General features: G+C 72.8%; 24 protein-coding genes and 1 rRNA gene. 13 read left to right on the top strand and 12 right to left on the bottom strand.

Going from position 1 to position 24,808, the window contains the following annotated elements:
- The gene (locus ABFJ78_RS14815) at window positions 1-384 is read right to left on the bottom strand and encodes a YciI family protein (RefSeq protein ID WP_372667197.1); all 384 of its coding nucleotides are present in this window, start codon (window positions 382-384) and stop codon (window positions 1-3) included.
- A gap of 145 nt (window positions 385-529) precedes the next feature.
- Here ABFJ78_RS14815 and ABFJ78_RS14810 point away from each other — a divergent pair, with 145 nt between their 5' ends.
- Window positions 530-1,192, top strand: coding sequence for a maleylpyruvate isomerase family mycothiol-dependent enzyme (locus ABFJ78_RS14810; protein ID WP_436386825.1), 663 nt, complete (start codon window positions 530-532; stop codon window positions 1,190-1,192).
- Window positions 1,193-1,198: 6 nt separating this feature from the next.
- Here ABFJ78_RS14810 and ABFJ78_RS14805 read toward each other — a convergent pair whose 3' ends face one another.
- Window positions 1,199-1,819 (bottom strand): L-threonylcarbamoyladenylate synthase, encoded by a 621-nt coding sequence (locus ABFJ78_RS14805; RefSeq protein WP_436386823.1) that lies wholly within the window; start codon window positions 1,817-1,819, stop codon window positions 1,199-1,201.
- Window positions 1,820-1,976: 157 nt separating this feature from the next.
- Here ABFJ78_RS14805 and ABFJ78_RS14800 point away from each other — a divergent pair, with 157 nt between their 5' ends.
- Both ABFJ78_RS14800 and ABFJ78_RS14795 read left to right on the top strand, forming a co-directional pair.
- The gene (locus tag ABFJ78_RS14800) at window positions 1,977-2,489 is read left to right on the top strand and encodes a DUF899 family protein (protein ID WP_436386822.1); all 513 of its coding nucleotides are present in this window, start codon (window positions 1,977-1,979) and stop codon (window positions 2,487-2,489) included.
- 186 nt (window positions 2,490-2,675) lie between these two features.
- Window positions 2,676-5,030: a sensor histidine kinase gene (locus ABFJ78_RS14795; RefSeq protein ID WP_436386821.1), complete on the top strand. Its 2,355-nt coding sequence runs from the start codon at window positions 2,676-2,678 to the stop codon at window positions 5,028-5,030.
- Window positions 5,031-5,227: 197 nt separating this feature from the next.
- Here the strand turns inward: ABFJ78_RS14795 and ABFJ78_RS14790 are convergent, their stop codons facing one another.
- Both ABFJ78_RS14790 and ABFJ78_RS14785 read right to left on the bottom strand, forming a co-directional pair.
- Complete coding sequence (locus ABFJ78_RS14790; RefSeq protein WP_372666448.1) at window positions 5,228-5,833, bottom strand: response regulator transcription factor; 606 nt, start codon at window positions 5,831-5,833, stop codon at window positions 5,228-5,230.
- Window positions 5,834-6,159: 326 nt separating this feature from the next.
- The gene (locus ABFJ78_RS14785; protein WP_436386819.1) at window positions 6,160-6,345 is read right to left on the bottom strand and encodes a hypothetical protein; all 186 of its coding nucleotides are present in this window, start codon (window positions 6,343-6,345) and stop codon (window positions 6,160-6,162) included.
- A 457-nt stretch (window positions 6,346-6,802) separates the two neighbouring features.
- Here ABFJ78_RS14785 and ABFJ78_RS14780 point away from each other — a divergent pair, with 457 nt between their 5' ends.
- A complete protein-coding gene (locus tag ABFJ78_RS14780; protein ID WP_436386818.1) occupies window positions 6,803-7,552 on the top strand; it encodes a helix-turn-helix domain-containing protein in 750 nt (249 codons plus the stop codon).
- A 212-nt stretch (window positions 7,553-7,764) separates the two neighbouring features.
- Complete coding sequence (locus tag ABFJ78_RS14775) at window positions 7,765-8,370, top strand: response regulator transcription factor (protein WP_364466069.1); 606 nt, start codon at window positions 7,765-7,767, stop codon at window positions 8,368-8,370.
- 40 nt (window positions 8,371-8,410) lie between these two features.
- Here ABFJ78_RS14775 and ABFJ78_RS14770 read toward each other — a convergent pair whose 3' ends face one another.
- The 3 genes from ABFJ78_RS14770 to ABFJ78_RS14760 all read right to left on the bottom strand — a co-directional run bounded on the left by ABFJ78_RS14770 (window position 8,411) and on the right by ABFJ78_RS14760 (window position 13,504).
- Window positions 8,411-9,571 carry a sensor histidine kinase gene (locus ABFJ78_RS14770; protein WP_436386817.1) on the bottom strand — a complete coding sequence of 387 codons (1,161 nt, stop codon included), beginning with the start codon at window positions 9,569-9,571 and terminating at the stop codon, window positions 8,411-8,413.
- Between the two features lie 112 nt (window positions 9,572-9,683).
- Window positions 9,684-11,150 carry a SagB family peptide dehydrogenase gene (locus ABFJ78_RS14765; RefSeq protein WP_436386815.1) on the bottom strand — a complete coding sequence of 489 codons (1,467 nt, stop codon included), beginning with the start codon at window positions 11,148-11,150 and terminating at the stop codon, window positions 9,684-9,686.
- 44 nt (window positions 11,151-11,194) lie between these two features.
- Window positions 11,195-13,504: a TOMM precursor leader peptide-binding protein gene (locus ABFJ78_RS14760; protein ID WP_436386813.1), complete on the bottom strand. Its 2,310-nt coding sequence runs from the start codon at window positions 13,502-13,504 to the stop codon at window positions 11,195-11,197.
- A 298-nt stretch (window positions 13,505-13,802) separates the two neighbouring features.
- Between ABFJ78_RS14760 and ABFJ78_RS14755 the strand changes: the two genes are divergently transcribed.
- The 3 genes from ABFJ78_RS14755 (at window position 13,803) to ABFJ78_RS14745 (ending at window position 16,525) form a co-directional block, all read left to right on the top strand.
- Window positions 13,803-14,498 (top strand): winged helix-turn-helix transcriptional regulator, encoded by a 696-nt coding sequence (locus tag ABFJ78_RS14755; protein WP_436386812.1) that lies wholly within the window; start codon window positions 13,803-13,805, stop codon window positions 14,496-14,498.
- 138 nt (window positions 14,499-14,636) lie between these two features.
- Complete coding sequence (locus tag ABFJ78_RS14750) at window positions 14,637-15,209, top strand: hypothetical protein (RefSeq protein WP_436386811.1); 573 nt, start codon at window positions 14,637-14,639, stop codon at window positions 15,207-15,209.
- Window positions 15,206-16,525: a copper resistance CopC/CopD family protein gene (locus tag ABFJ78_RS14745; protein ID WP_436386810.1), complete on the top strand. Its 1,320-nt coding sequence runs from the start codon at window positions 15,206-15,208 to the stop codon at window positions 16,523-16,525. Before ABFJ78_RS14750 ends, ABFJ78_RS14745 begins: the two co-directional genes overlap by 4 nt.
- 6 nt (window positions 16,526-16,531) lie before the next feature.
- Here ABFJ78_RS14745 and ABFJ78_RS14740 read toward each other — a convergent pair whose 3' ends face one another.
- On the bottom strand, window positions 16,532-17,197 hold the full coding sequence (locus ABFJ78_RS14740) for a maleylpyruvate isomerase family mycothiol-dependent enzyme (protein WP_436386809.1): 666 nt from the start codon (window positions 17,195-17,197) through the stop codon (window positions 16,532-16,534).
- A gap of 110 nt (window positions 17,198-17,307) precedes the next feature.
- Between ABFJ78_RS14740 and ABFJ78_RS14735 the strand changes: the two genes are divergently transcribed.
- The 4 genes from ABFJ78_RS14735 to ABFJ78_RS14720 all read left to right on the top strand — a co-directional run bounded on the left by ABFJ78_RS14735 (window position 17,308) and on the right by ABFJ78_RS14720 (window position 21,202).
- Entirely contained in the window at window positions 17,308-18,027 is a 720-nt protein-coding gene (locus ABFJ78_RS14735) for an MgtC/SapB family protein (RefSeq protein WP_436386808.1), read from the top strand.
- Between the two features lie 120 nt (window positions 18,028-18,147).
- Window positions 18,148-19,245, top strand: a complete 1,098-nt coding sequence (locus tag ABFJ78_RS14730; RefSeq protein ID WP_436386807.1) for a M protein — start codon at window positions 18,148-18,150, stop codon at window positions 19,243-19,245.
- Between the two features lie 38 nt (window positions 19,246-19,283).
- On the top strand, window positions 19,284-20,522 hold the full coding sequence (locus ABFJ78_RS14725; protein WP_436386806.1) for an ABC transporter substrate-binding protein: 1,239 nt from the start codon (window positions 19,284-19,286) through the stop codon (window positions 20,520-20,522).
- The gene (locus tag ABFJ78_RS14720; RefSeq protein WP_436386804.1) at window positions 20,519-21,202 is read left to right on the top strand and encodes a CPBP family glutamic-type intramembrane protease; all 684 of its coding nucleotides are present in this window, start codon (window positions 20,519-20,521) and stop codon (window positions 21,200-21,202) included. The genes ABFJ78_RS14725 and ABFJ78_RS14720 overlap by 4 nt, the downstream gene beginning before the upstream one ends.
- Here the strand turns inward: ABFJ78_RS14720 and ABFJ78_RS14715 are convergent.
- Genes ABFJ78_RS14715 through ABFJ78_RS14705 form a run of 3 tightly spaced genes read right to left on the bottom strand, consistent with a single transcriptional unit; the run spans window position 21,199 to window position 23,790 of the window.
- Window positions 21,199-21,480, bottom strand: coding sequence for a metal-sensitive transcriptional regulator (locus tag ABFJ78_RS14715; protein WP_086678475.1), 282 nt, complete (start codon window positions 21,478-21,480; stop codon window positions 21,199-21,201). The genes ABFJ78_RS14720 and ABFJ78_RS14715 overlap by 4 nt on opposite strands.
- A 57-nt stretch (window positions 21,481-21,537) precedes the next feature.
- Window positions 21,538-23,580 carry a heavy metal translocating P-type ATPase gene (locus tag ABFJ78_RS14710; RefSeq protein ID WP_436386803.1) on the bottom strand — a complete coding sequence of 681 codons (2,043 nt, stop codon included), beginning with the start codon at window positions 23,578-23,580 and terminating at the stop codon, window positions 21,538-21,540.
- Window positions 23,581-23,583: 3 nt separating this feature from the next.
- Entirely contained in the window at window positions 23,584-23,790 is a 207-nt protein-coding gene (locus tag ABFJ78_RS14705; protein ID WP_436386801.1) for a heavy-metal-associated domain-containing protein, read from the bottom strand.
- Between the two features lie 78 nt (window positions 23,791-23,868).
- Here ABFJ78_RS14705 and cobF point away from each other — a divergent pair, with 78 nt between their 5' ends.
- On the top strand, window positions 23,869-24,633 hold the full coding sequence (gene cobF / locus ABFJ78_RS14700; RefSeq protein ID WP_436386800.1) for a precorrin-6A synthase (deacetylating): 765 nt from the start codon (window positions 23,869-23,871) through the stop codon (window positions 24,631-24,633).
- Window positions 24,634-24,733: 100 nt separating this feature from the next.
- On the opposite strand, the gene rrf is transcribed toward cobF, so the two are convergent.
- Window positions 24,734-24,808, bottom strand: a 5S ribosomal RNA gene (gene rrf, locus ABFJ78_RS14695); the annotation flags it as partial.

The following is a 24,808-nucleotide window of genomic DNA, read 5'->3' as shown; positions in this document are numbered from 1 at the left end:
TCACGAACCGGGGATCTCGGTTTCGGCGTCGGCGAAGAAGACGATCTCCCGCACCTCGACGCCCATGCCGTCGAGCGCGGCGTCCGGGATCATCGCGGCCAGCTCGACCGCGCGCTCCTTGCTCGCGCAGTCGACGAGGTAGTAGCCGGCGAGGAACTCCTTCGACTCGAGGAAGGGGCCGTCGGTGACCGCGGGCAGTCCCCCGCGCACGCGCACGACGGTGCTGTCGGCGACCGGCGCGAGCGCCTGCGTGCCGAGCATCTCGCCGGACTCCCGGATCGTGCGGATGAAGTCCTGGTGCCCGCTCATGATGGCGTCCATGTCCTGCTTGGACAGGTTCGCCATGACGTCGGGGTTGAGGTACATCGCCAACAGGTACTTCACGCCCGCCCTCCCATCGTCGGTGGGCATGAACATAGCCGACCCCGCCGCCGCCCGTGGCGTCACGTCGCAAGCGCGGAGTGGAGCCGCCGCGGGGCACCCTGCCAGCCTGGAGTACCGGTTACCCGGACCCAGGAGGGTGGCACCGATGGCCGACGTGTTCACGGACCTGCAGACCGAGACCGAGGCGCTGGCCGAACTGGCCGAGCGCCACGGGTACGGCCCCGGCCCCGACCTCACCGGGCACTTCGCCCGGCTGACGTCGACCGCCCGGCTGGTCCGGCTCAGCGCCGAGAACCCGGGCGCGTTCGGCGTCACCCCGCAGATCTCCTACGACTCGCTCGACGAGGCGATCGTGACGTGGCTGATCGAGCAGCGGAAGGCGAACGCCCTGCTCGCGTCGGCACCGGCGAAGCCGGAGCTGCCGTGGAGCGACGGGCCGCTGCGCCCGTCGGTGCTGGCGGCGGCGGCGTTGACGGAGCTGTTCGCGTGCGGCCAGGACATCGCGGACGCGCTGGGCGTCCAGCCCCGCCGCGACGACGCGATCGGCCACGTGGCGTACTACGGCGTCCGCACCCGGGACCGCGCGTACCACCGCCGCCAGCGGACGCCGCCGGGCCAGTTCCGCTTCGAGCTGCTGGCGCCGTCGGGGACGCGGTGGGACTTCGGGCCCGAGGAGGCCGGCGACCGGGTGACGGGCCCGGCGGAGGACTTCTGCCTGCTGGTGACGGGGCGCCGGCACGCGGAGGACCTGGGACTGACGTTCAGCGGTGGGCACACCGCCGAATGGCTGGAGCTGCTGGAGAACTGACCGGCGTCACTCGAACGGCGCAGGGTCGCCCGCGCCGTGCCGCAGGATCTCCGGTTCGCCCGAGGAGAAGTCGACCACCGTCGTCGGCTCCACTCCGCAGTCCCCCGAGTCCAGAACCGCGTCGAGCTGGTGGTCCAGCTCCTCCTTGATCTCCCAGCCCTGCGTCATCGGCTCGGCCTGGTCGGGCAGCAGCAGCGTGCTCGACAGCAGCGGCTCGCCGAGCTCGGCCAGCAGCGCCTGGGTGACGCGGTGGTCGGGGATGCGGACGCCGACCGTCTTCTTCTTCTCGTGCATCAGCCGCCGCGGCACCTCCTTGGTGGCCGGCAGGATGAACGTGTAGCTGCCCGGCGTCGCCGCCTTGATCGCGCGGAACACCGCGTTGTCGATGTGGACGAACTGGCCCAGCTGGGCGAAGTCCTGGCACACCAGCGTGAAGTGGTGCCGGTGGTCCAGCTTGCGGATGGTGCGGATCCGGTCGAGCCCGTCGCGGTTGCCCGGCCGGCACCCGAGCGCGAAGCACGAGTCGGTCGGGTAGGCGATCAGCCCGTCGGCGCGGAGGAGCTCGACGACCTGCCCCAGCGACCGGCGCTGCGGGTTCTCCGGGTGCAGGTCGAAATAACGTGCCATGCCCGCAGAGCCTAGGGTCCGCCCGGCCGCCGGGCACGGCGAGGGCTTCGGCGCCGCTCCGCGTCTCCCAGCTTGCGGTTCCCGGCCCGAACGCTGGGAGCCGCCCGGGCCCCCGAGCCACACTCCGACCGGGGACCACTTCCAGGGAGGGCGAGCCATGACGGAGCTGACCGTGCCGGAGCTGGACCGGCCGCGGGTCGTCAACGCGGCGAAGTACCTGTTCGAAGGCCCGCAGGGCCGGATCTCGCTGGCCGACCTCTTCGACGGGCGCCCGCGCCTCGCCGTGCACCACACGATGTCCGGCCACAGCGGCCCCTTCGCCGACGCGGCCGCCGCCGACGTCGCCGCCGCGCTGCACGACCCCGGCCTGCGGCTGGTGCTGGTCTCCACCGCGCCCTACACCGAGCTCGAGCGGTACCGGCGGCACTTCGGCCGGGACCTGCCCACGTACTCGGCGGGCCGCGCGTTCACCGCCGACTTCCCGGTGACCCGGCGGCTGCCCGAAACCACGGGCGGCGAGTTCTGGGACGACCTCGAGTCGGCGCTGGGCTTCTTCCGGTGCGAGCGCGGTTCCGTGCTGCACACCGCGTCGGTCGCCCTGTCCCGGCTGGATTTCCTGAGCCTGCTCGGCGTCCCGGACCGCCTGCGGTCGGCGTCCGGCCGGCACTGAGCCCGCGCCCCCGCCGCCGTCGTGCCGTCTTCCCGGGTCCGCCGCGCGCCCTCCCCACGTCTTTTCGGCGCACGGAATCGGACGTCCCGTGGGTTAGGATCGGTCGGCAGCAGAACGCACACCGCGCCCCGGCCGGGCCGCCTGGGGCGCCCCGGCCACCGCCGAGACCCCGGGGGTTCCGCACTGATGTCGCCGGTCGCCGCGCTCGAACCGGCCGCGGAGCTGTCCGCCACCGCCGAACCCCGCGGCACCACCGCGGCCGACCGCCGTCCCCGGCTGGCCGCGTACCTGTCCGCGGCCATCATCGTCGTGGTCATCGCCGGGTTCAGCGTCATCGGCGTCGTCAACCTGCTGCCCAGGTCGGTCGACCCCTTCCACGCCGTGTACGCCGTCCTGGCCGCCGCCGGGCTGCTGGCGATCCAGCTGCTGTGGTTCAGCCGCCCGACCACCCGCCTCGGCTCCCCGGCCAGCCGGGTGCTGTTCGGGGTCATGGTCGCGCTCGCCTACCTGCCGCTGCCGACCTTCGGCGTGTCTTGGGCGATCATGCTCGTGTACGTCGGCGGCACCGCGCTCCTGATCTTCCCCGCGCGGTACGGCTGGGCAGCGGTCGTGGTGGTCCTCCTCAGCACCGTCGTGGTCTACCAGGTGTTCGGCGCGGCGCCGGTGAGCACCGGCTACAACGCGGTCGGGACGCTGTTCTACATCCTGGTCTTCTACCTGCTGTCGCGGCTCGCGCGGATGGTCCACGAGCTGCACGCGGCCCGGACCGAGCTGGCCCAGCGCGCGGTCGCCGAGCAGCGGCTGGCCTTCGCCCGCGACCTGCACGACCTGCTCGGGCTGAGCCTGTCGGCGATCGCGCTCAAGGGCGAGCTGGTGTCGCGCCTGATGCGCAAGTCCGCCGAGCGCGCCAAGGCCGAGCTCGGCGAGATCACCGCCACCGCCCAGCGCACCCTCTCCGACGTCCGCGCGGTGTCCCACGGCTACCGCGAGCTGTCGCTGGAGAAGGAGTCCCGGACGGCCGAATCGCTGCTGTCGGCGTCGGAGATCGCCGTCCGGATCCACCTCGACCAGGGGGATCTGCCGGTCCAGGTCCGGACGCTGCTGGCCAAGGTGCTCCGCGAAGGCGTCACCAACGTCCTGCGCTACAGCGACGTCGAGCACTGCGAAATCGACGTCCGGCACCAGGACGGCGAGGTCGTCCTCGAGATCGTCAACGACGGCGTGGCGGCGGACGACCCGGCGCTCGCCCCGGGCAGCGCGCTGACGGCCCTGCCCGACGAAGTCGCCGCGCTCGGCGGCCGGGCGAGCGCGAAGACGGGCGCGGACGGCCGGTTCCGGCTGCGCGTCGAGGTCCCCGTGCCCGGGCGGCCGGGCGAAACCGCCGCGCACGACACCGAGGAGCGGTCGGAAAACACCTCGAAGCAGATTCGCCGGCTGCTGCCGGTGATCATGGTGCTGATGGGGATCGGCGCGACGGCGCACCTGCTCCAGCTGACCCCGAGCCCGTGGGAGATCGCGCTGGTCCTCGGCTCGATCGTGGCGTTGCTGGCCCTGCAGTTCTCGTACTTCAACCGGCCCTCGACCCAGCTGCGGACGGCGCAGAGCTACGGGATGCTCCTGGTGCAGGCCTGCCTGATCTACCTGCCGCTGCTGCCGCTCGGCCCGGCCTGGGTGAGCCTGCCCGGGCTGCTGATCGGCAACGCGCTGCTGGTGGTGCCGCCGGTCGCGGGCTGGGCGTTCTTCGTCGTCAACATCGCCGCCTACGCCGAGATCCAGCGGATGTCGGGCGCGGACATCGCGTCCACGATCTTCTACACCGCGGCGACCGTGATGACGAGCCTGGCCGTGTTCGGGCTGCTGTGGCTGGTCCGGCTGGTCACCGAGCTCGCCAGCACCCGCCGCCGGCTGGCCGAGATGGCGCTGGCCGAGGAGCGGCTGCGGTTCGCCCGCGACCTGCACGACCTGCTCGGCATGAGCCTGTCGGCGATCGCGCTGAAGAGCGAGCTGACCGCCCGGGTGCTGCCCCTGGACCGCGACCGCGCGGCGGCGGAGCTGACCGAGGTCCTCGGCCTGACCCGCCAGGCGCTGTCGGACGTCCGGTCCGTGGCGAGCGGCTACCGCGAGCTGTCGCTGGACAGCGAGTCCCGCACGGCGAAGTCGGTGCTGGCGGCCGCCGACGTCCGCGTGCGCATGGAGATGCTCGGCGACGACCTCCCGGCCCCGGTGCGCACGGTGCTGGCGGTGGTCCTGCGCGAGGGCGTCACGAACGTGCTGCGGCACAGCAAGGTGGAGAGCTGCGAGATCGCGATGCGCCGCACGGACGGCGGCATCTGCCTCGACATCGTGAACGACGGCGTGGAGCGCACCGGGGCGGCGGAGCCGGTGGTGCCGGCGCCGCGGGCCGCGGCGGTGCCGCGGGACTCGTCTCCGGGGAGCGGGATCGGGAACCTGTCCCACCGGGTCGCGGACCTCGGGGGCGAGCTGACGGCGGGAGTCGAGCCGGACGGCCGCTTCCGGCTGCGCGCGGTCGTCCCGGCCTGAACCCCGGCTCCGGCAACGGGATCGGCGTCCTCCCGGATTCTTCGAACCGGCCGCTGCTTCAGGCCTGGACCACTCGGGCTGGTCTGGACCTCCGCCCACCACAGCAGCGGCCTCGGCGCCGGGGCCCCGGCCTTCCCGGGCGGGGAGTGGCAAAGTCGTGACTGGTCTGGACCTCCACCGCCACCACGGCCGGCGGGTCACAGCCAGCCGGCCTCCTCCGCGATCCGGATCGCGTCCACCCTGTTGCGGGCGTTGAGTTTCGCGACGACCGTCGTGAGATAGTTCCGTACTGTCCCGGCGGAAAGGTACAGCCGGGCCGCGACTTCGACCGTTCCGTAGCCCTGCGCGGTCATCCGCAGCACGTCCAGCTCGCGAGCGGTCAGCGGGCAGTCCACCGTGTCCCACGCGGCCAGCGCCAGGTCGCCGTCGACCATGCGGCGGCCGGCGAGCACGCCGCGGACCGCGTTCGCCAGCTTGTCGGGCGGCGCGTCCTTGAGCAGGAACCCGCCCACCTTGGCGTCCAGCGCCCGCCTCAGCGTCCCGGGACGGCCCAGGCTGGTCAGGATGAGGGTCCGGCAGTCCGGGAGGTGTTCGTGCAGCTCACCGGCCGCGGTGAGGCCGTCCTTGCCGGGCAGGTCGATGTCGATGACGGCGACCTGCGCCTGCTTGGCGCGCGCCGCGGGCAGGATCTCGAGCCCGGAGGCGACCTCGGCGACCACGTCGATGTCGGGTTCGAGCCGCAGCAGCGCCACCAGTGCTCCCCGCACGATGTGCATGTCCTCGGCCACCAGCACTCTGATCACGGGTGCCTCCGCACTCACGATTCCCCAGAAGCTCAGTTAAACATTCTGCTTGACGAATCGGTTGCACCATTCGGGCACCACTTTTGCGGTGCTGCCGCGAAATGCACATGCACGGGTTAGGACCAGGTTAAAAACGCCTACTCGCGCCCGGGCGGCTACCAGCCGTCACGATCGCCGGGGAGTTCTCGTCACCCGTGTCGGAAAATTTCCGGCCACGTCGCTTGTGGACTTCCCCGGCGATCCCGGCGCGGCCGAGCCGGCCGCGGCGGGCACGTTGAGCGCCCTCCGTGACCGGCTTGCGACGCCAAGAACTGCGCAAACACCCGTCAGGCCGCGTCGAGCATGTCCGCCCGGCAGATGCAGGCGCCGCCACAGCCTCGCACGGTGCCCTGGGAACCGTCGATGCTGAAGTGCTCGAAACGGTCGATCACGAGGTCGGAACCCACGTTCTCGAGCTCGATTCCCAAATCGACGAAAAGCGCGCGGACGTTGACGGTACCCAGTGCGGACATGTTCTGCTCCCAGTGGCGAAGATGAATGCTTCACGTGCCATAAATCGTCGCCAACGAACGCAGCATCAACCAGTGCCCGCATCATCGCCGTGCTGTGGCTTACACATGGTCCGTGCGGTTTCGGGGAAGACTCCGAACGGGCTAGCAAGGGGATCGAACGCCGTCGAACACCCCGGTTTTCGTCACATTGCGCACTCGCGCGCATCCGGCCCGCGACCGCGGGTGTGAGAAACGCATGTGCTCCCGGCACCGAAGTTCCCGTTCCCGGCCCGCTTCACACCCGATGTGCAAAACGCATGTCCGGGACCGGTGAAATCCACGCGGACCAGTGCACAGAGCACTTAAGAAGTAGACGCCCGCCGACCTACAGTTTTGGTCGAAATCACATCTTCCGCACCGGACGCCTTCATCGCCGGAGGTGACCGGGCGGCATTGTCGACCGGGAGGGACGGCCACCATGGATGAGATCGTCCGGCAAGCCGTGGCACGCGCCATCGTGACCATGCGAGACAACCTGGGTGAGCGGCTCACGATCGACGACCTCGCCCGCGCGGCCATGTTCAGCAAGTTCCACTTCACCCGGGTGTTCCTGCGGGTCACCGGGCTGTCGCCGGGCCGCTTCCTGTCGGCCCTGCGGCTCGCGGAGGCCAAGCGCCTGCTCGCGACCACGGTCATCTCGGTGGCCGACATCAGCCACCAGGTCGGCTACAACAGCGTCGGCACGTTCAGCGCCCGGTTCAGCGGCAGTGTCGGCGTTTCGCCGTCGGGTTACCGGCAGCTGCGCGGCATGGCGCCGCGGCTCACCGACCGGCAGGCCCAGCCGGGCTCCGGGACGACCGTGCGCGGCCAGCTGCGCGTCGCGCCGTCGGCCGAGGTCGGGCCGGTGTTCGTCGGGCTGTTCGCGGCCCGGATCGCCGAGGGCGCGCCGGCCCGGTTCGCCGTCCTGCCCGGTCCGGGGCCGTACGCACTGGCAGACGTCCCGCTGGGCTCGTGGTACGTGCTCACCCACGCCTACGGCTGCGGCGAGGTCGACAACCACACCCTGCGGCCCTACACCGGCCTGGCCGGCCCGGTGACCGTCCACCGCGGCGTCACGGCGAGCCTGGCCGACGTCCGGCTCCGCCCGCGGCACGGCTTCGACCCGCCGGTCCTGCTCGCGCTGCCCGACCTGCGCCAGCCCGCGGTGGCCCGCCCGATGGCGGTCTGAGCGTGCAATTCCCGGGTGCCGAATCCGCCGTCCGTTATCGGCGGGCGGCGGACTCATCCCGTCCGCGTTCCCGGCAGCCATTCGGACCAGCGGGCGTCGCGGTGAATTCCCGGCCATTCACCTTCGGTGCGCTTGCGCGAAACACCGGCGCGGCCGGGCAATGGCGTACAATTGCCGTTCGGAGTCAACGGACTGGGGTGCGAGGTACCGTCGTGATCAAGGTGTTGCTGGCCGAGGACATGCACATGGTCCGCGGCGCCCTGGTCGCCCTCCTCAACCTGGAGTCCGACATCGAAGTGGTCGCCGAGGTGTCCAGCGGCGACCAGATCCTCCCCGCCGCCAAGGCGGCCCAGCCGGACGTCGCGGTCATCGACATCGACCTGCCGGGCAAGGACGGGCTGTCGGCGGCGGTCGAGATCCACGAGAGCCTCCCGGACGTCCACACGCTGATCCTGACCAGCCTCGGCCGCCCCGGCACGGTCCGCCGCGCGCTGGACGCGAAGGTGAACGGCTTCCTGCTCAAGGACTCGCCGTCGGACAAGCTGGCGAACGCCGTGCGCTCGGTCGCGATCGGCCGCCGCGTCATCGACAGCGAACTGGCGCTGGCCGCCTGGGAAACCGACGACTGCCCGCTCACCCCGCGCGAAATCGAGATCCTGTCGCTGGCGGCGCGCGGGCGCAACGTCGCCGACATCGCGGCGGAGCTGTTCCTCTCGGCCGGCACGGTCCGCAACTACCTGGCCGCGGTGGTCACGAAGCTCAACGCGCGCAACCGGGTCCACGCGATCCGCATCGCGACCGAAGCGGAATGGCTTTAGCCCCAACGGGTGACGCGCGCCGGGAACCGCCGGAAAGCGCTTACGCCGTCAGCTCGTCCGCCGCCCGGTGCCGGCGCACCCCGCCGCACCCCACCGGAACCGCCGCGAGCAGCCGGTGCGTGCCGTCCGCACCGGACTCCGCCACCAGCGTCCCGCCCAGGGACTCCACGCGGTCGACCAGGTTGCGCAGGCCCGAACCCGAACCCGTGCCGCCGTCCGCGGGCCCGCCGGCGCCGTCGTTGACGATCTCCAGCCAGGCGGTGCCGTCCTCCTTGCTCACCGAGAACGCGCACCAGCTCGCGGTGCTGTGCCGCACCACGTTCGTCACCCCTTCGCGCAGCACCGCCGCCAGCGCGGTCGCCACCTCCGGGGGCAGGTCCGCGATCCCCGAACGGGCGACGGTCACCCGGGTCCCGGCCGCGCTCAGCACCGCCGCCGCGGCCCGGCACTCGTCGTCCAGCGACAGCTCGCGGTAGCCCGCCGCGACCGTGCGGACGTCGGCCAGCGCGCGCCGCGACATGATCAGCAGCTCGGCGAGCTCCTCTTTCGCGCGGTCCGGCTGGCCGATCACCAACCGGTCCACGAGTTCACCCTTCAGGGTGATCGCCGAAAGGCTGAGGCCGAGCAGGTCGTGGACGTCGCGGGAGAACCGCTTGCGCTCCTCGGCGATCGCGTCCCGCTTCAGCTCGCGGCGTTCCTCTTCGCGCTCGGCGGTCAGCCGCACCGCCGCGCCCACCCCGGAGAGCGCCAGCGCGGCGATCCCGGCGGACACCGCGCCCGCGAGACCGGCGTCCACCGAACCCGCCGCCCACGCGGCCAGCAGCCCCGCGCCGACGCACACGAGCCCCGCCGCGGGCACCGCCCTGGCCGGCCGGACGACCAGCAGCAGCCCGCCGGCGAGGAACCCGCCCGCGGCGCTCCACAGGGCTCCCAGCTGCACCATCGGCCCGTAGCCCAGCAGGGCCTGCGCGGCCAGCGCCAGGCCGGGACGGCGGACGCCGCCGTGCGCGAACGCGGTCAGGTGCACCCCCGCCAGCGCCGCCGCGCAGGCGAGCGCGAGCAGCCGCGGCGCCCAGGATTCCCGCTGGGCCAGCACGGGGAGCAACGCCGTCAGCGCGACCGCGGCGGCGGCCGCCACCGGGCCGGCCGCGACGAGCGCGTGGAAGTCCGGCCGCTCCTTCGCCGGCAGTTCTGCCCGCATTCGGAACTTTCCCCGCAGCCGAACCGGATACGCCACGGCGCCTCCCACCTCACCCGCTCCCCAGATCCCCAACGGTAACAGGGTGAACGGTCCCGACGGGGGCTTCTTCCGGTCAGCCGATGCCATTGCCGATCGGGAAATCGAGCACGCACTCGCCGACGCTGACCTCGGCGGGCCACTCCAGCTTCAGCGACCGGTCCACCCGGTCGCCCGCGTCGACCGGCACGGCGTGCGCGGCGAGTCCCATCGCCTTGGCCGCCAGGTAGAGCACCTGCTGCAGCGCGCCGACGTGCACCAGCGTCGTCGCGTACGCCGCGCTGCCGAGCACCCACGCGATCCGCGACATCCGCGCGGTCATCGTCAGCAGCACCGAGGGCCGGCGGTGGCTGCCCGCCCCGACCATCGCCAGGTCCAGCATGCCGTCCAGGACGCCGAGGTCGTCGTTGATCAGCGTCAGCGTGTGCCACAGCGGGTCGTAGTGGTAGATCCCTCGCGCGAGGTCCGCGCACCGGTTGATCCCGACGTAGATCTCCAGCTCGTACAGGCAGGCGACGCTGAAGTACGGCCGCTGCGAGGCCTCGTGGCCCGGCCCGCCGGGCAGGTACGCCGGGCCGATCGAGCGCACCCGCGCGGCGCGGAAGAGGAACTCCCCGACCTGTTCGGCCGACAGCGCGTGCTCGGTGACCTCGGGGCACGCGTGGTCGTCTTCGAGCAGCGTCGCGAGCGTCGGGTCGGTCGCCTTGAGCACCGCGGGGTCGGGGCGGTGCAGCGGGAAGGTCGGGCCCGCGGTGATCTGCTTGACCACCGGCGGCTCGGCGCCCGCCCGGTGCGCCTCCGGGTCCGGCGGCCCGGCGGGCGGGCGGCTCTTCAGCCACGTCCGGCTGCGGGCGTGGAACATCAGGTCGTCCGGGGACCAGACGGCGAGGTCGGTGTCGGTGTCCTCGGCGAACCCGGCCCAGTCGTCGGCGACCAGCACGACGCCCGCGGCCACCAGGAACGCGACGACGTCGGCCACCACCGCTTCGGTCAGCCCGCAGGTCACGGCGACCTGCGCGACGGTCACCGGCCCGGCCAGCGACGACGCCACGGCCACCGCGGGCGGCCGCAGCAGCGCGACGCGGTACCGGGCGCGCGGCGACTCCAGCAGCAGCCCGCCGTCGTCCGGGCGCATCGCCGAGTACCGCGACAGCTTGATCAGCCGGCCGGGCGGCACCGCGTCGGCCGGGAAGACCGGCGCCTGGGTCACCGGGATGGCCGAGAGCAGCGGCCCGCGGCCGTCGTTGAGCGCGAGCGAGTGCACGACGGAGCCGGACAGCCGGCTGAGGACCTTGCGCAGCGTTCCCGCCCACGCCTCGGCGCCGTTGCCCGCCGACGTCGCGAGGTTCCCCATCGAGATCGGGCCGAGCGCCATCCGGCCGAGCGACTCGCGAACCGGCCGGGGGACGTCCGCCAGCTCGTACTCACCCCACCAGGTGATCGCGACGAGCGTGTCGTCGTCACCCGCTTCGAGCAGGGTGTCTTCGGTGAGGGACCAGAGCCGGACGGTCTCCGGGATCCCCTCCGGGGGGTAAGCAGGCACGGCCAACTCCTCAAGCAACAGCGAAACCGAGCCCGTGACGGCACTCAGAGGAACATCGGGAACGGGTTGAGCCGTTCGTACGGGGTCGGCGCGTCGAGCCGGCCCAGCCGGACCGGGACGTCGAAGAGCCGGCCGGGCGCGAACCGGGCCCAGAACGGCCGCAGCCCCGGCGCGAGGACCTTGGCCACCGGGATCCCGACGTCCGGCCGGGTCTGGTCGAGCACCAGCAGCTCCACGCCGGCGCGGTCGAACACCCGGGTCAGCGCGTCGACGTCGTCCCGGACGTCGGCGCGGTTGACGAAGGGGAAGTCCCCGGCCGCGCGCATCCGCTCGCCCGCCACCGGCCGCAGGTACGGCTGGTTCGCGACGGTGGCGCAGGCGAGCCAGCGCCGCGCGTCCGGGTCGTCGACGTCGTGGCCGGCGGCCTGCACGGCGGGCAGCATCTGGTTGAGCTCGGTCACCGCGCGGCGCACCGCGATCCGCGGGTCGAGGTGCGCGCCGAAGCCCATCATGATGTCCTCGGACGGGCCGTCGGTCCGCCGCGAAAGCGCGACGGTCACCGGGATCCCCAGGTCCGACGTCAGGTCGAGGACCCACATCTCGCGGCCGATGCCCGCGTACCCGGCGGCCATCTCGTCCAGCCACGGGTCGGCGAAGGACGCGAGGTCGACGCCCGGCACCGGCGTGCGGTTGTACCACCACAGCGCCACGGCGTCGCGCTCGACGAGCTCCAGCGCGCCCTGCAGGATCGCGTCCTCCAGGCTGCTGCCCGCCGCGGTGCCGTTCGAGTCCGCGCGCACCCCGCGGGCCGCGCTCTCCCGCGGGATCCCGTAGTACAGGTAGGAAGTCGGCAGCAGGCGACGGCGCCCGGCCGGCGTCCACACCGGCGTCCAGTCGACGACGGCGGCCGGGTCGAACGGCTCCGGGACGTGCTGGAAGGACGCGTGCTCGACGTTCCACTCCGCGCGCCCGGCGTACTGGCGGTCGGCGAAGAGCATGCACGCGTTGGGGTGGACGGCTTCCTCGCCCAGCTCGGCGAAGGACGCGCGGATGCGCAGCTCGTCGCCCTGGAAGTTGCCGGAGAACCGTTCCGCCGCCTCGCAGAGCGCGCTGACCTCGGCGTCGAGCGGGCTGACGCCCTTGCCGCCGTTTTCGCAGCGCAGGCCGGCCCGCAGCGCGGCCATCGCGGTGACGCCGCGGGCGACGTTGGGCCCGGAGCGGTACGCGTTGGCGAACCAGGGCGCGTCCGGGTCGCGCCGGATCTCCTTGATGATCCCGGTGACCGGGCTGACCAGGTGGCGGTGCCGCTCGAGCATCTGCGCCGGCGTCGCCGTGCGGTGCCCGCCGCCCCCGGTGGTCGCCTTCTTGGCCGGCCGGAGCTCGACCGGCCGCACCGAGCGCCACGTGACCAGCCACCGGTCGCCGCAGCGCGGGCACTGCGGGCGGCGGTGCAGCTCGTGCAGCCGGCCCTGCAGGTCGAGCGTGTCGAGCGTCCAGACGCACTGCTGGCCGTGGTGGCGGTACCCGGCCACCCACTTGGCCGCCTCCAGCGCGACCAGGTGCGCCGCGGCCGAGGTGAGCGGCGGCAGCGCGGGCACCGGGCGGCGCGCCGGGCCGGCGTGGCCCAGCTCCTCCTGCACGCACGCCTCGGCGTGCCGGTGGCCCCACAGCCGGTGGGTCAGGCAGTGCCAGCAGGCGCCGTCCGGCTGCAGCACCGGCCCGATCCAGACCTGGGCCCCGGACGGGCGGGCCAGCAGCCACGGCCGCCTGGCGCGCCGGTGCTCGGCGTCGATCACGGCCAGCCGCGGGTCGAGGTAGTCGGCGCACAGCACGACCGACAGGTCGGCGGTGCCGGTGTCCGTGCGGACCACCTCGAGCCCGGCGCCGGCCAGTGCCCGTTCGACGGCGCCGGAGTCGACGCCGTCGGCGCTGTCGCCGACCGCGGTCAGCCGCACGGTGCCCCGCCGCGCGGCGACGACGTCGGCGTCCACCCCGCACGCGTCCCAGTAGGCCAGCGCGCGTTCGTCGCCCGGCACCTCGTCGGTACCGGGGCTGCGCAACGTCACGAGCCCGGCGTCGACGAGCTGGGCCAGGAGCGCGGCGACCTCCTCCGGCGCCATCCCGCCGGGCCGGCCGCGCAGCAGCCGGTCGAGGTCGTGGGTGCCGTCGAGCAACGCCGCGAGCGACTCGATCTTCGCCCCCCGCATCGCGATCACGCCCTGTTCGGAGAACAGGTACGCGCCCTTGCCTTCCCGGACCTCCGCGCGCAGGTGCCGCCGGAACGCCGGGGCGCGCACGGGCACCGGGGCGTCCGTGGTGCCACCGCCGTGCGCGTCCACCGCTGTCGTGCGCATGGGCCCTCCTGCCGGTCTCGGGCTGGGCGGGACGAGAGAAGGAAATCGTGCTCCACGAGAGGTCTACTCAGCCAGTGCTCAAAGCACGGGCAGGTCATGCGAAACGCATGGTTTGACGTGGAAAACGCATGGGGCACCGGTGCGTCGCTCACTGGCCGCGCCCCACGGGGAACCGTCACCGTAGACAGCGACGCCCGTGGCGGCACGGTGCGTCGGGGGCACCGTAACCGAAATTCGCGGCTCGCGCGCGAACCGGGCGGCGCCCGGTCTGCCACCCGAGACAAGTGAGGACCCGAGTATGCCTACCTCTGCTCGCACGTACGGACAGTTCTGCGGCCTGGCCCGGGCGCTCGAGATCGTCGGCGAACGCTGGTCGCTGCTGGTGATCCGTGACCTCATGCTCGGCCCGAAGCGGTTCAACGACCTCCAGCGCACGCTGCCGCGGATCCCGGTGAGCATCCTGACCTCGCGCCTCAACGAGCTCGAGGAGTCGGGCGTGATCCGCCGCCGCGTCCTGTCGCAGCTGGACGCGGGCGTCGTCTACGAGCTCACCGAGTACGGCTGCGAACTCGACCACATCGTGCTGGACCTCGGCCTGTGGGGCGCCCGCTCGCTGAGCTACCCGCGCGCCGACGAGGTCTACACCCTCGACACCGCGATCATCTCGCTCTACACGACCTTCCAGGAGGAGGAGGCCGCGGGCGTGCACGTCAACTACGAGCTGCACCACCTCGGCGGCGAGATGATCGTGCACGCCATGGTCGACGACGGCTCGCTCAAGGCCTCGGCGGGCTCGCTGCCCGCCGCCGACCTGGTGATCGAGCCGCAGGGCCCGGCCATCCTCGACCTGCTCAACGGCAGCCTGTCCGCCCAGGACGCCATCTCCAGCGGCAAGGTCCGCGTCGAAGGCGACCCGGCGCACCTCGAGCTGTTCACGCGCCTGTTCCACATCCCGCCGGCACCCGAGCGCCCGACCGGTCTCTCCGTCCACTGAGCCCGGGGCCGCCCGGCGGTACGCAATCCGCCGGGCGTCGCAACTTCCCTTGCGGGATCAGCAATCCGGAGTAACGGAAGCCACTCCGGGAACGGTTATCGTCGACGCACATCGTCGTCTTGGTGAACTGGGGGCTGCATGTCGACGTCCGAACTCGCCCGTCCGTCGGGGTTCCTCGGCCCGCTCAACAGCCGCTGGCACCACCGCGCGCTCGCGGTGTTCATGGTGATCGTGATCGGGCACTGGGCCGAGCACATCGTGCAGGCGTTCCAGATCTACGCGCTCGGCTGGCCGACCCCGAAGGCGCGCGGCGTGCTCGGGATGCCGTTCCCGGCCCTGATCAGCTCGGAGTGGCTGCACTACGGCTACGCGCTCGTCATGCTGGTGTTCCTGTGGGTCCTGCGGCACGGGTTCGCCGGCCGGTCGCGGCAGTGGTGGAACCTCGCGCTGGCCATCCAGTTCTGGCACCACATCGAGCACCTGCTGCTGTTCGTCCAGGCGCAGAGCGGCTGGCGGCTGGCCGGGCAGAAGGTGCCGACCAGCCTCATCCAGCTGCTCGTGCCGCGGGTCGAGCTGCACCTGTTCTACAACACGATCGTCACCATCCCGATGATCGTGGCGGTCGTGCTGCACCGGCGCGCCTCGGTGGCCGAGCACGAGCTGACCGGCTGCACCTGCGGGCTGCGCCCACCCGCCCTCGCCGCGTCGTGAAGCGCGCGCTGGTCCTGCTGGCCTTCCTGGCCGGCTGGCTGGTGCTCACCGCCGCACCGGCGTCGGCGCACGTCGAGATCGTCTCCACGAGCCCCGGCGACGGCGCGCGGCTGACCGCGGCGCCCGCGCAGGTGTCGGTGACGCTGTCGGAGAACGTCGGCATCCAGCCGGGCTCGCTGAAGGTCGTCGACACGCAGGGCACGGCCGTCGACACCGGCCCGGTGTTCCAGCCCGGCGACGTCGCGGAGCAGGTGGCCGTCCGGCTGAAGCCGGACCTGCCCGACGGCAGCTACCTCGTCGAATACGCGTTCGTCTCGACCGACTCCCACCCGGTGCGGGGCACGTTCGCCTTCGTCGTCGGCGCCGGCCCGCTGATCACCTCGGCCGGCGCGGTCGCGGCGGCGACCGGCACGGACCCGGTGGTCGACGTGGTGTCCACGGTCGTGCGCTGGCTGTCCTTCGCCGGCATCGTCCTGCTCGGCGGCCTGGTCTTCCTGCTGACGTGCCACCCGGCCGGGCGCGCGGACCCGCGGGCCCGGCGGCTGCTTCGCGCGGGCGTCTGGCTGACGGCGGGCACGGCGGTCGCGACGTTCCTGCTGCAGGGCCCGTACGCGGCCGGCCGCGGCCTGGGCGCGCTGCTGGACCCGGGCCTGCTGGCCGACACGCTCCGGCTGTCCTACGGCAAGCTGCTGCTGGTCCGGCTGGCCGCGGCCGGGGTGCTGGCGGTGCTGCTGCCCCGCGTGCTGGCGGCTTCGCCCGCGTCGGCGCGGCGCGGCCGGCTGGAGAACCTGGCGATGATCACCGGGTTCGCGGCGCTGCTGAGCTTCTCGGCGAGCGGCCACCCGGTGACCGACCGGGTGATGTACTTCTCGGTGGCGGCCGACCTGGTCCACTGGGGCGCGATCGCGGTGTGGGCGGGCGGGCTGGTCCAGCTGGCGTCGTGCCTGTTCCGCCGGACACCGGACCTCGGACCGGTGGTGACGAGGTTCTCCCGGCTCGCGATGAACTGCGTGGCGCTGATCGCGATCAGCGGCGGCGTGCTGGCGTTGCGCATCGTGCCGTCGGTGCCCGCGCTGTGGACGACGACGTACGGGCTCCTGCTGCTGGGCAAGATCGCGGGTTTCGCGGTGCTGCTCCTGGTGGCGAACGTAGCTCGCCGGGCGGTCCTGCGCGGCGTGCCGGACAGCGAGGGCGGCACGGCGGTGCTGACGACGGAGCTGCGCCGGCTGCGGCTGGCCGTGACGACCGAGGTCGCGCTGGCGTCGGTGGTCCTGGCCCTGGCGGCGGTGCTGTCGGCCACCCCACCCGGCGGCTGACCGAGTTCAGACGCCGGGTGAGCGCGGCGGGCTGAACGGGCCCCAGCTGAACGCGGGCAGCCACGTCCCCGGCGCCGCGTCCCACTCCAGCCCCGACAGCTGGGCGAGCGACCGGCGTCCGGCCAGCGCGCGGTACAGCTCGTGCGCCGGCGCCGTCAGCGTCGCCCTGGGACGGCCGACGCCGGCCGTCCACTGCGAGCCGCCCGTGGTGCGCAGGCGCAACGCCGGCAGGCCGCGGCCCGCGACCGACCCCGAAAACCCGCGGACCAGCACCTCGAAGCTCGGCGCCCAGGCCGCGTGCTCGACCGGCGGCGGCACGCCCAGCGCCGCGCGCAGGTCCAGCTCGTGGGTGTAGGCGTCCATCACCATGACCTCGCCGCTGCGGCCGCCCGCCTCCGCGAGCCGCCGGTCGAGGTCCTCGCCGACGTCGTCCCAGTGGTCGAGCAGCTCCGGGACCGTCGACGCCGCGGAAACCGGCACCGCGCCGCCGTGGCGCGCGAGCACCCGCTCGGCGATCCCGGTGAGGTGACCCAGCAGGTCGGCGACGGTCCACTCCGGACACGCCGGCACCCGCCGCCGGTGGCCGTCGGCGCGCGCGCCGAGCAGGGCGCGGACGCCGCGACGCACCTCGGGGTAGCCCACGAAGTCCGGGGCCGGCCGACTCGCTGTCACGCGTTCCACCTCACCTGGCACGATCGGGGCTTCCGGCCCAGTATCCCCAGGTGACGGCCCCGGCGAGTCTCCTCGCTTGCCGTCACCGAAGACCCCGGGAGGTAGTGACCTTGCCCACTCTGTGGTCCACGCCGGCGCAATGGGAGCTGCTGCCGCCGGTCCTGCTCGCGCTGGTGCTCAGCGTCGCGATCGGGCTCGAGCGCGAAGCCGGCATGAAAGCCGCGGGACTGCGGACGCACAGCCTGGTCGGCGTCGGCTCGGCCGTGTTCATGCTCGTGTCGAAGTACGGCTTCGCGGATCTGCTGAGCAGCGACCACGTCTCGCTGGACCCGTCGCGGATCGCCGCGCAGATCGTCTCCGGCATCGGCTTCATCGGCGGCGGCCTGATCTTCGTCCGCCGCGACGCCGTGCGCGGCCTGACGACGGCGGCGACGATCTGGCTCACCGCCGCGGTCGGCACGGCGTGCGGTGCCGGGCTGCCGGTCCTCGCCGTCGGCACGACGATCGGGCACTTCGTGGTGACCCGCGGCTTCCCGCCGCTGCAGCGCTTCGTCGCGCGGCACCGGCGCGAACCGCCGGTCGTGCGGCTGAGCTACCTCGACGGCCACGGCGTGCTGCGCGCGGCACTGGCCGCGTGCACCGGACGCGGCTGGAGCGTGCACCACGTCGACGTCGACCACGAGTCACTTTCCGAAGAGGGGCAACGGATCGCGGTCGTGACGCTGCGCCTCGACGGCCGCGGTGATCTCTACGACCTGGCCGCCGAACTCGCCGAGCTGCCCGGCGTCCGGAGCACGTCCACCGGTCCGGGAGAACCGCTCGACGAATGATCACCCGCCCGGGCAGCGCGCGGGGGCGGGTTTGCGGCACACTGGGGTGGACGCGGAATTCCCCGGTACCGCAAGGAAAACGTGCGGCCGAGGAGAAACCATCCAATTCGGAGGTGAGGCATGGCCCCCGGCGGTGGCGAGGACGTGGAGCGCACGCAGCCCGGATTCGACCTGGCGTGGCGCGGTTTTCACCGCGCGCAGGTCGCGGAATACGTCGCGTGGGCCGAAGAAGAGCTGCGCAGACTCGCCGCCGAACGCGACTCCGCGAGGCAGCGCGTGGCCGCGCTCGCCGAGGACAACCGTGAGCTCCGCGTGAAGATCGACCGGATCAGCCGCACCCCGATCGAGCCGGACGCGCTGCAGGAGCGGTCCCGCCGGATGATCGAGCTGACCCGCGAGGAAGCGGCCGAAATCACCGCGCGGGCAACGGAAACGGCCGAGCGCCTGGTCCGCGAAGCCGAGCGGGAAGCGGTCCGGCTCACGGAGAAGGAACGCCGCCTGGTCGCCGAAGCCGAGGCCGAGGCGGAACGCCGGCGCGCCGAGCACGAGGAACTCCTGCGGGCGGCCGAGCAGCGCCGCCGCGAGCTCGACGAAGCCGCCGCGCACCGCCGCGCCCAGCAGGAAGAGGATCACACGCGCGCGATGACCATCCGCCGCGCCGACGCGATGCGCACGCTGGCCGAGGAAGAAGCGGCCGCCCGCGCGAAGGCGGATCAGCTGGTCACGACGGGCGAACGCAAGCTCGCGGCCGCCGAAGCCACGGCCGAACGCCTGGTCACCACCGCCCGAGCCGAGGCCAAGACGCAGGTCGAGACCGCCGAGGCCAAGGCCGCGAAGCTGGTCACCACGGCTGAAGCCCAGGCGAGCGAGCAGCTCGCGGCCGCCGAAGCGAAGGCGAAGAAGCAGGTCGCAGCCGCCCAAGCCCGGGCCGAGAAGCTCGTCACCACCGCGGAAGCCGAAGCCGAACGCCTGGTCACCGAAGCCACGCACCACGGCGAATCCCTGGTCGAAGCGGCCCAGCGCCAGGTCACCGCCCTCACGGAGGTCCGCGACAAGCTCCAGGCGAGCCTCACCGGCTGCCGGTCCCTGCTCGCCGACGCGGCCGTCGCCCTCGACGACCGGCCCGCGCCCTTCGATCCGGAGGCCACCCTGCCGATGTCGAAGAGAGTGCCCGTGCAGCGGCGCTCGCCCGCGGACCTCACCGACGCCGTCGGCTGACCCTTGCCCGGCGGCCGGGCAGCCCCCATGATCGTCGGGTGAGGCCCCCGAAACTCGCGCTGGTCACGGCCCTGGCCGCCGGCGCCCTCAGCGCGTGCGGCGCCGGGTCCGGCGTCACGATCAACCTGTACGTCTCGCCGGAGAACAACCTCCAGCACGTCGTCGACGCCTGCACCGCGGCCGCGAACGGCCGGTACCGGATCGTCTACCACAAGCTGCCGCGCAGCGCGGACGGCCAGCGCGAGCAGATGGTCCGGCGGCTGGCCGCGGAAGACCCGTCGCTGGACGTCCTCGGCCTCGACGTCACGTGGGTGCCGGAGTTCGCCGAGGCCGGCTGGGTGGTGCCGTGGACCGGCGCGGCCGAGGCCGAGGCGACGCGGGACGTGCTGCCCGGCCCGCTCTCGACCGCGCGCTGGAACGGGAAGCTGTACGCGGCGACGAAGCACACGAACGTCCAGCTGCTCTGGTACGACGACCGGCTCACGCCGTCGCCGCCGAAGACGTTCGACGACATGATCGCCCAGGCCAAGGCCCTCAAGGCGGCGGGCAAGCCGGGGAACGTCCTGTTCACCGGCGCCCAGTACGAGGGCCTGGTCGTCTTCTACAACACGCTGGTCGCGTCGGCGGGCGGGCACATCCTCTCCGACGACGGCAAGTCCGTGCTGATGGACGAGGGCGCCGTCCGCGCGCTCGAAGTGCTCAAGACCCTGACCACGGCCGGGGTCACGGACCCGTCGCTGGGCAACGCGAAGGAGGACGAGGTCCGGCAGGCGTTCCAGCGCGGGCAGGGCGCGCTGGAGCTGAACTGGCCGTACGTCTACGCGTCCTACGCCAAGGAGAAGCCGCGGGACCTGGCGCACGTGCGCTGGGCGCGCTACCCGTCGGTGGTGCCCGGCCGGCCCAGCCGCGTCACGATCGGCGGCTTCAACCTCGCGGTCAGCACGTATTCGCCGCACAAAGCGGAGGCCTTCGAAGCGGCGTTGTGCCTGCGCAGCCCGGCGAGCCAGCAGTTCCAGGCGATCGAGGACGGCCTGGCCCCGACCACGCGCTCGGTCTACGACGACCCCGCGCTGGCGGCGAAGTTCCCGATGAAGCCGGACATCCTCGCCGCGCTGGCCGACGCCGCCGTCCGGCCGCTGACCCCGGCGTACCAGAACCTGTCGACGGTGATCTCGAAGGTGCTTTCGCCGCCGTCCGCGATCGACCCGGAGCAGACCGCGGCCGAGCTGCGCGACCGCCTGACCGACGCGCTGAACTCGCGGGACATCATCCCTTGACGCGAACGTTCGCCCTGGTCACCGCGGTCGTCGTGCTGGCCGCGTCGACGACGCTGGCCAACCGCGTGCTGCCGGGCTGGGCGTACCCGGTGTGCGGGCTCGTCGCGGCGGCGATCCTGGTGGCGCTGGGCCGGGCCGCCGGGTGCACGTGGACCGACCTCGGGCTGGGCACACTCCGCCGTCCCGCACTGGCCGGCCTGGCCGGGGCCGGGCTGATCGCGGTGGTGTTCGGGATCGCGCTGGCGGTGCCGGCGCTGCGCACGGTCTACCAGGACGGCCGCGTCGGCGACCCGGACTTCGGGCAACTGCTGTGGCTGACGTGCGGCCGCATCCTGTTCGGGACGGTGCTGATCGAGGAGGTGGCCTTCCGCGGCGTCCTGCCGGGCCTGCTGGGCGCGAGCGACGACCGCTGGCGCTGGCCACCGATCCTCGGGGCGGCGGCGCTGTTCGGACTGTGGCACGCGCTCCCGGCGCTCGCGATCGGCCGCAACGCGGCGGTCCACGCGGTGTTCGGCGCGACGCCGGTGGTGGTGCTGCAGGTGCTGGCGATGGCCGCCGCGGGCGTCGCGGGGGTCTTCCTGCACTGGTGGCGGCACACGGGCCGAGGCGTGCTGGCGTCGGTGATCGTGCACTTCACGACCAACGCCGGCGGCCTCACCCTGGCCGTGCTGGTGCGCTAGGACCGCACCAGCCGCGCGATCGCGTCCGACGCTTCGCGCACCTTCAAGTCCGCCTCTTCACCGCCGGCCGCGGCCGCCTGGACCACGCAGGTCGCCAGGTGCTCGTCGAGCAGTTCGAGCGAGAACGACTGCAGTGCCTTCGTCGCCGCGGAGACCTGGGTCAGGATGTCGATGCAGTACTTGTCCTGCTCGACCATCCGCTGCAGTCCGCGGATCTGCCCCTCGATCCGGCGCAGGCGCTTGAGGTAAGCCTCCCGCTCGGTCCCGTAACCCGTCATCGCCCACCTGTCCCCGTCGTCGCCCGTCCCTGACCACCGACTATACCCTCCGGGGGTTCAGCGGAACCGGCGCAACCGGAGGCTGTTGCTCACCACGAACGCCGACGAGCACGCCATCGCCGCCCCCGCGATCATCGGGTTGAGCAGGCCGAGCGCGGCCAGCGGCAACGCCGCGACGTTGTACGCGAACGCCCAGAAGAGGTTGCCCTTGATGGTGGCCAGCGTCCGCCGGGCCAGGCGGATCGCGTCCGCGGCCACGCGCAGGTCGCCGCGCACCAGCGTCAGGTCGCTCGCCTCGATGGCCGCGTCGGTGCCGGTGCCCATGGCCAGCCCCAGGTCGGCCTGGGCGAGCGCGGCCGCGTCGTTGACGCCGTCGCCGACCATCGCGACCACGCGCCCCTCGGCCTGCAGCCGCTTGACGACGTCGACCTTGCCCTCCGGCAGCACCTCGGCGACGACCTCGTCGATCCCCGCTTCGGCCGCGATCGCCCGGGCCGCGCCGGCGTGGTCGCCGGTCAGCAGGATCGGCGTCAGGCCGAGTTCGCGCAGCTCGGCGACCGCCCGCGCGGACGTCGGCTTGATCGTGTCGGCGACGACCAGGTGTCCGCGGACCTCGCCGTCCCAGGTCACGCCGAGCGCGGCGCCGTCGGCTCGCCCGACGCTGACGGTGCGTCCCTCGACGACGCCGGTTACGCCGACGCCCGGGGTGCTGCGGAACTCCGTGACGGCGGGGAGCGTGCCGAACCGCTGTTTCGCCGCGTCCGCGATGGCGCGGCCGATCGGGTGCTCGGACGCGGCCTCGACGGCTCCGGCCAGCCGCAGCGGCTCGCCGTCGCCTTCGACCAGCGTCATCCGGCCGGTGGTGACGGTGCCGGTCTTGTCCAGGACGACGGTGTCGACGCGGCGCGTGTTCTCGAGCACCTCGGGGCCCTTGATGAGGATGCCGAGCTGCGCGCCGCGGCCGGTGCCGACGAGCAGCGCCGTCGGCGTCGCGAGGCCGAGCGCGCACGGGCAGGCGATGATCAGCACGGCGACGGCGGCGGTGAACGCCTGGTCGGGCTCCCCGCCGGTCGCGAGCCAGACCACGAGCGTGGCCAGCGCCGCGAGGACGACCAGCGGGACGAAGACCGCCGACACCCGGTCGGCGAGCCGCTGGACCTCGGCCTTGCCGTTCTGCGCGGCTTCGACGAGCCGGGCCATCTGCGCCAGCCGGGTGCCGTCGCCGACGCGGGTGGCGCGGACGAACAGCCGCCCGCCGACGTTGACGGTGGCGCCGGTGACCGCGTCGCCCGGCCCGACCTCGACCGGCACCGGCTCCCCGGTGAGCATGCTGGTGTCGACCGCGGAGCCGCCTTCGGTGACCACGCCGTCGGTGGCGATCTTCTCGCCGGGCCGGGCGACGAAGACGTCGTCGACCTGCAGTTCTTCGACGGGGATCAGGTGCTCTTCGCCGTCGCGCACGACGGTGACGTCCTTCGCGCCGAGGTCCATGAGCGCGCGGAGGGCGGCGCCGGCGCGGCGCTTGGAACGGGCCTCGAAGTAGCGGCCGGCCAGGATGAACGTGGTGATCGCGGCGGCGACCTCGAAGTACAGGTGCTCGCCGGCCAACCCGAAGACGAGCGCGTACAGCGACCAGACCACCGACGCGACGACGCCGAGCGAGATCAGCGTGTCCATGGTGGCGGTGACGTGCCGCAGGTTGACCGCGGCGGCGCGGTGGAACGGCCACGCGCCCCACGTCACGACCGGGGCCGCGAGGGCGAGCATGACCCAAGGGTCGACCTGCCAGGCCGGGACCATCGCGAGGACGACCAGGGGGACGGTCAGGACCACCGAAAGGAGCAAACGCTTGCGCAGCGTGGGCGTCTCGTCGGGCGCTTCGGGCTCGGGCAGCCTCGCGGAGTACCCGGCGGCTTCGACGACGGCCTTGAGGTCGTCGACCGACAGCCCGCTCGGGTAGCTGACCTGGGCTTTCTCGGTGGCGTAGTTGACCGTCGCGGTCACGCCGCCGACCTTGTTGAGCTTGCGCTCGACGCGGGCGGCGCAGGACGCGCACGTCATCCCGCCGATGGCTAGTTCGACCCGGGTCGCGGTGGTCATGGTTCAGGCGACCAGGCGGTATCCGGCCTCGGTGACGGCCGCGGCGACGGCATCGGCGGAGAGCGGGGTGTCGCTGGTCACGGTGACGCGGCCGCTCTCGACGTCGACCTCCACGCTCTGGACGCCTTCGAGCTCGGAGACCTCTTCGCGGACCGACGTGGCGCAATGTCCGCAGGTCATGCCCTCGACGGTGTAGCTCGCCTCGGTCATCGGCGGCTCCTTTCGTTCTCCTTCCTTTATACCCATCGGGGGTAGGGGTTCACTCGCGACCCCCACCACACTCGCGGTATGCGCAAGCTCTACGCGATCGGGATCGGCGCCGGCGACCCGGAGCACCTGACGGTCCAGGCGATCGACCGCCTCAACCGCGTCGACGTGTTCTTCGTGCTCGACAAGGGGTCGGAGAAGGCGGACCTGGTCCGCTTGCGCCAGGAGATCCTCGACCGGTTCGTGACGCGGCCGGGCTACCGCGTGGTGCTGGCCACGGACCCGCCGCGCGACCGGACGCCGTCCGACTACCGAGCGGCGGTGGCGGACTGGCACGCGGAGCGGGCCTCGGTCTACGAACGGCTCATCCGGTCCGAGCTCGGCGAGTCCGAGACGGGCGCGTTCCTGGTGTGGGGCGACCCGTCGCTGTACGACAGCACGATCGCGCTGATCGAGGCGGTGCTGGCGCGGGGGAACGTGGCGTTCGAGTACGAGGTGGTCCCGGGGATCAGCAGCATTTCGGCGTTGGTGGCCCGCCACCGGACGACGATGAACCAGATCGGGCGGTCGGTCCAGCTGACGACGGGCCGCCGGCTGGCCGCGGGCTGGCCGGAGGGGGTCGACGACGTGTTCGTGTTGCTGGACGCGAACACGACGTTCGAGAAGTTCGCGGACTCGGGGTTGCACATCTTTTGGGGGGCGTACGTGGGGACGCCGGACGAGGTGTTGTTGTCGGGTCCGCTCACGTCGGAGCTGGCCGGCGAGATCCGCCGTGTTCGAGCTGAGGCGCGGGAGCGGCACGGGTGGGTCATGGACACGTACCTGCTGCGCCGCCCGGCGGAGTGACCGCGCCGGCCCGTTTCGTGGCGGGCCGGCTCGGTGCGGGCATGCGAAAAGGCCCGGGAGAACCATTGCTGGTTCTCGACCGGGGCCTTTCCGTAAGTAAGTTCGGCGGTGTCCTACTCTCCCACAACCCTTCGGTTGCAGTACCATCGGCGCTGTCAGGCTTAGCTTCCGGGTT

The sequence above is a fragment of the Amycolatopsis sp. MEPSY49 genome (genome assembly GCF_051337345.1).
Classification (GTDB): domain Bacteria; phylum Actinomycetota; class Actinomycetes; order Mycobacteriales; family Pseudonocardiaceae; genus Amycolatopsis.
This window is presented reverse-complemented; position numbering and strand designations above follow the sequence as displayed.

Excerpts from the sequence above, each read along its gene's own strand:
- ABFJ78_RS14730 (WP_436386807.1), top strand. The coding sequence starts at position 18,148 with ATGGCCCCCGGCGGTGGCGAGGACGTGGAGCGCACGCAGCCCGGATTC.
- ABFJ78_RS14750 (WP_436386811.1), top strand. The coding sequence starts at position 14,637 with ATGTCGACGTCCGAACTCGCCCGTCCGTCGGGGTTCCTCGGCCCGCTC.
- ABFJ78_RS14710 (WP_436386803.1), bottom strand. The coding sequence starts at position 23,580 with ATGACCACCGCGACCCGGGTCGAACTAGCCATCGGCGGGATGACGTGC.
- ABFJ78_RS14810 (WP_436386825.1), top strand. The coding sequence starts at position 530 with ATGGCCGACGTGTTCACGGACCTGCAGACCGAGACCGAGGCGCTGGCC.
- ABFJ78_RS14760 (WP_436386813.1), bottom strand. The coding sequence starts at position 13,504 with ATGCGCACGACAGCGGTGGACGCGCACGGCGGTGGCACCACGGACGCC.
- ABFJ78_RS14785 (WP_436386819.1), bottom strand. The coding sequence starts at position 6,345 with ATGTCCGCACTGGGTACCGTCAACGTCCGCGCGCTTTTCGTCGATTTG.
- ABFJ78_RS14805 (WP_436386823.1), bottom strand. The coding sequence starts at position 1,819 with ATGGCACGTTATTTCGACCTGCACCCGGAGAACCCGCAGCGCCGGTCG.
- ABFJ78_RS14795 (WP_436386821.1), top strand. The coding sequence starts at position 2,676 with ATGTCGCCGGTCGCCGCGCTCGAACCGGCCGCGGAGCTGTCCGCCACC.
- ABFJ78_RS14800 (WP_436386822.1), top strand. The coding sequence starts at position 1,977 with ATGACGGAGCTGACCGTGCCGGAGCTGGACCGGCCGCGGGTCGTCAAC.
- ABFJ78_RS14770 (WP_436386817.1), bottom strand. The coding sequence starts at position 9,571 with ATGCGGGCAGAACTGCCGGCGAAGGAGCGGCCGGACTTCCACGCGCTC.
- cobF (WP_436386800.1), top strand. The coding sequence starts at position 23,869 with ATGCGCAAGCTCTACGCGATCGGGATCGGCGCCGGCGACCCGGAGCAC.
- ABFJ78_RS14780 (WP_436386818.1), top strand. The coding sequence starts at position 6,803 with ATGGATGAGATCGTCCGGCAAGCCGTGGCACGCGCCATCGTGACCATG.
- ABFJ78_RS14705 (WP_436386801.1), bottom strand. The coding sequence starts at position 23,790 with ATGACCGAGGCGAGCTACACCGTCGAGGGCATGACCTGCGGACATTGC.
- ABFJ78_RS14755 (WP_436386812.1), top strand. The coding sequence starts at position 13,803 with ATGCCTACCTCTGCTCGCACGTACGGACAGTTCTGCGGCCTGGCCCGG.
- ABFJ78_RS14715 (WP_086678475.1), bottom strand. The coding sequence starts at position 21,480 with ATGACGGGTTACGGGACCGAGCGGGAGGCTTACCTCAAGCGCCTGCGC.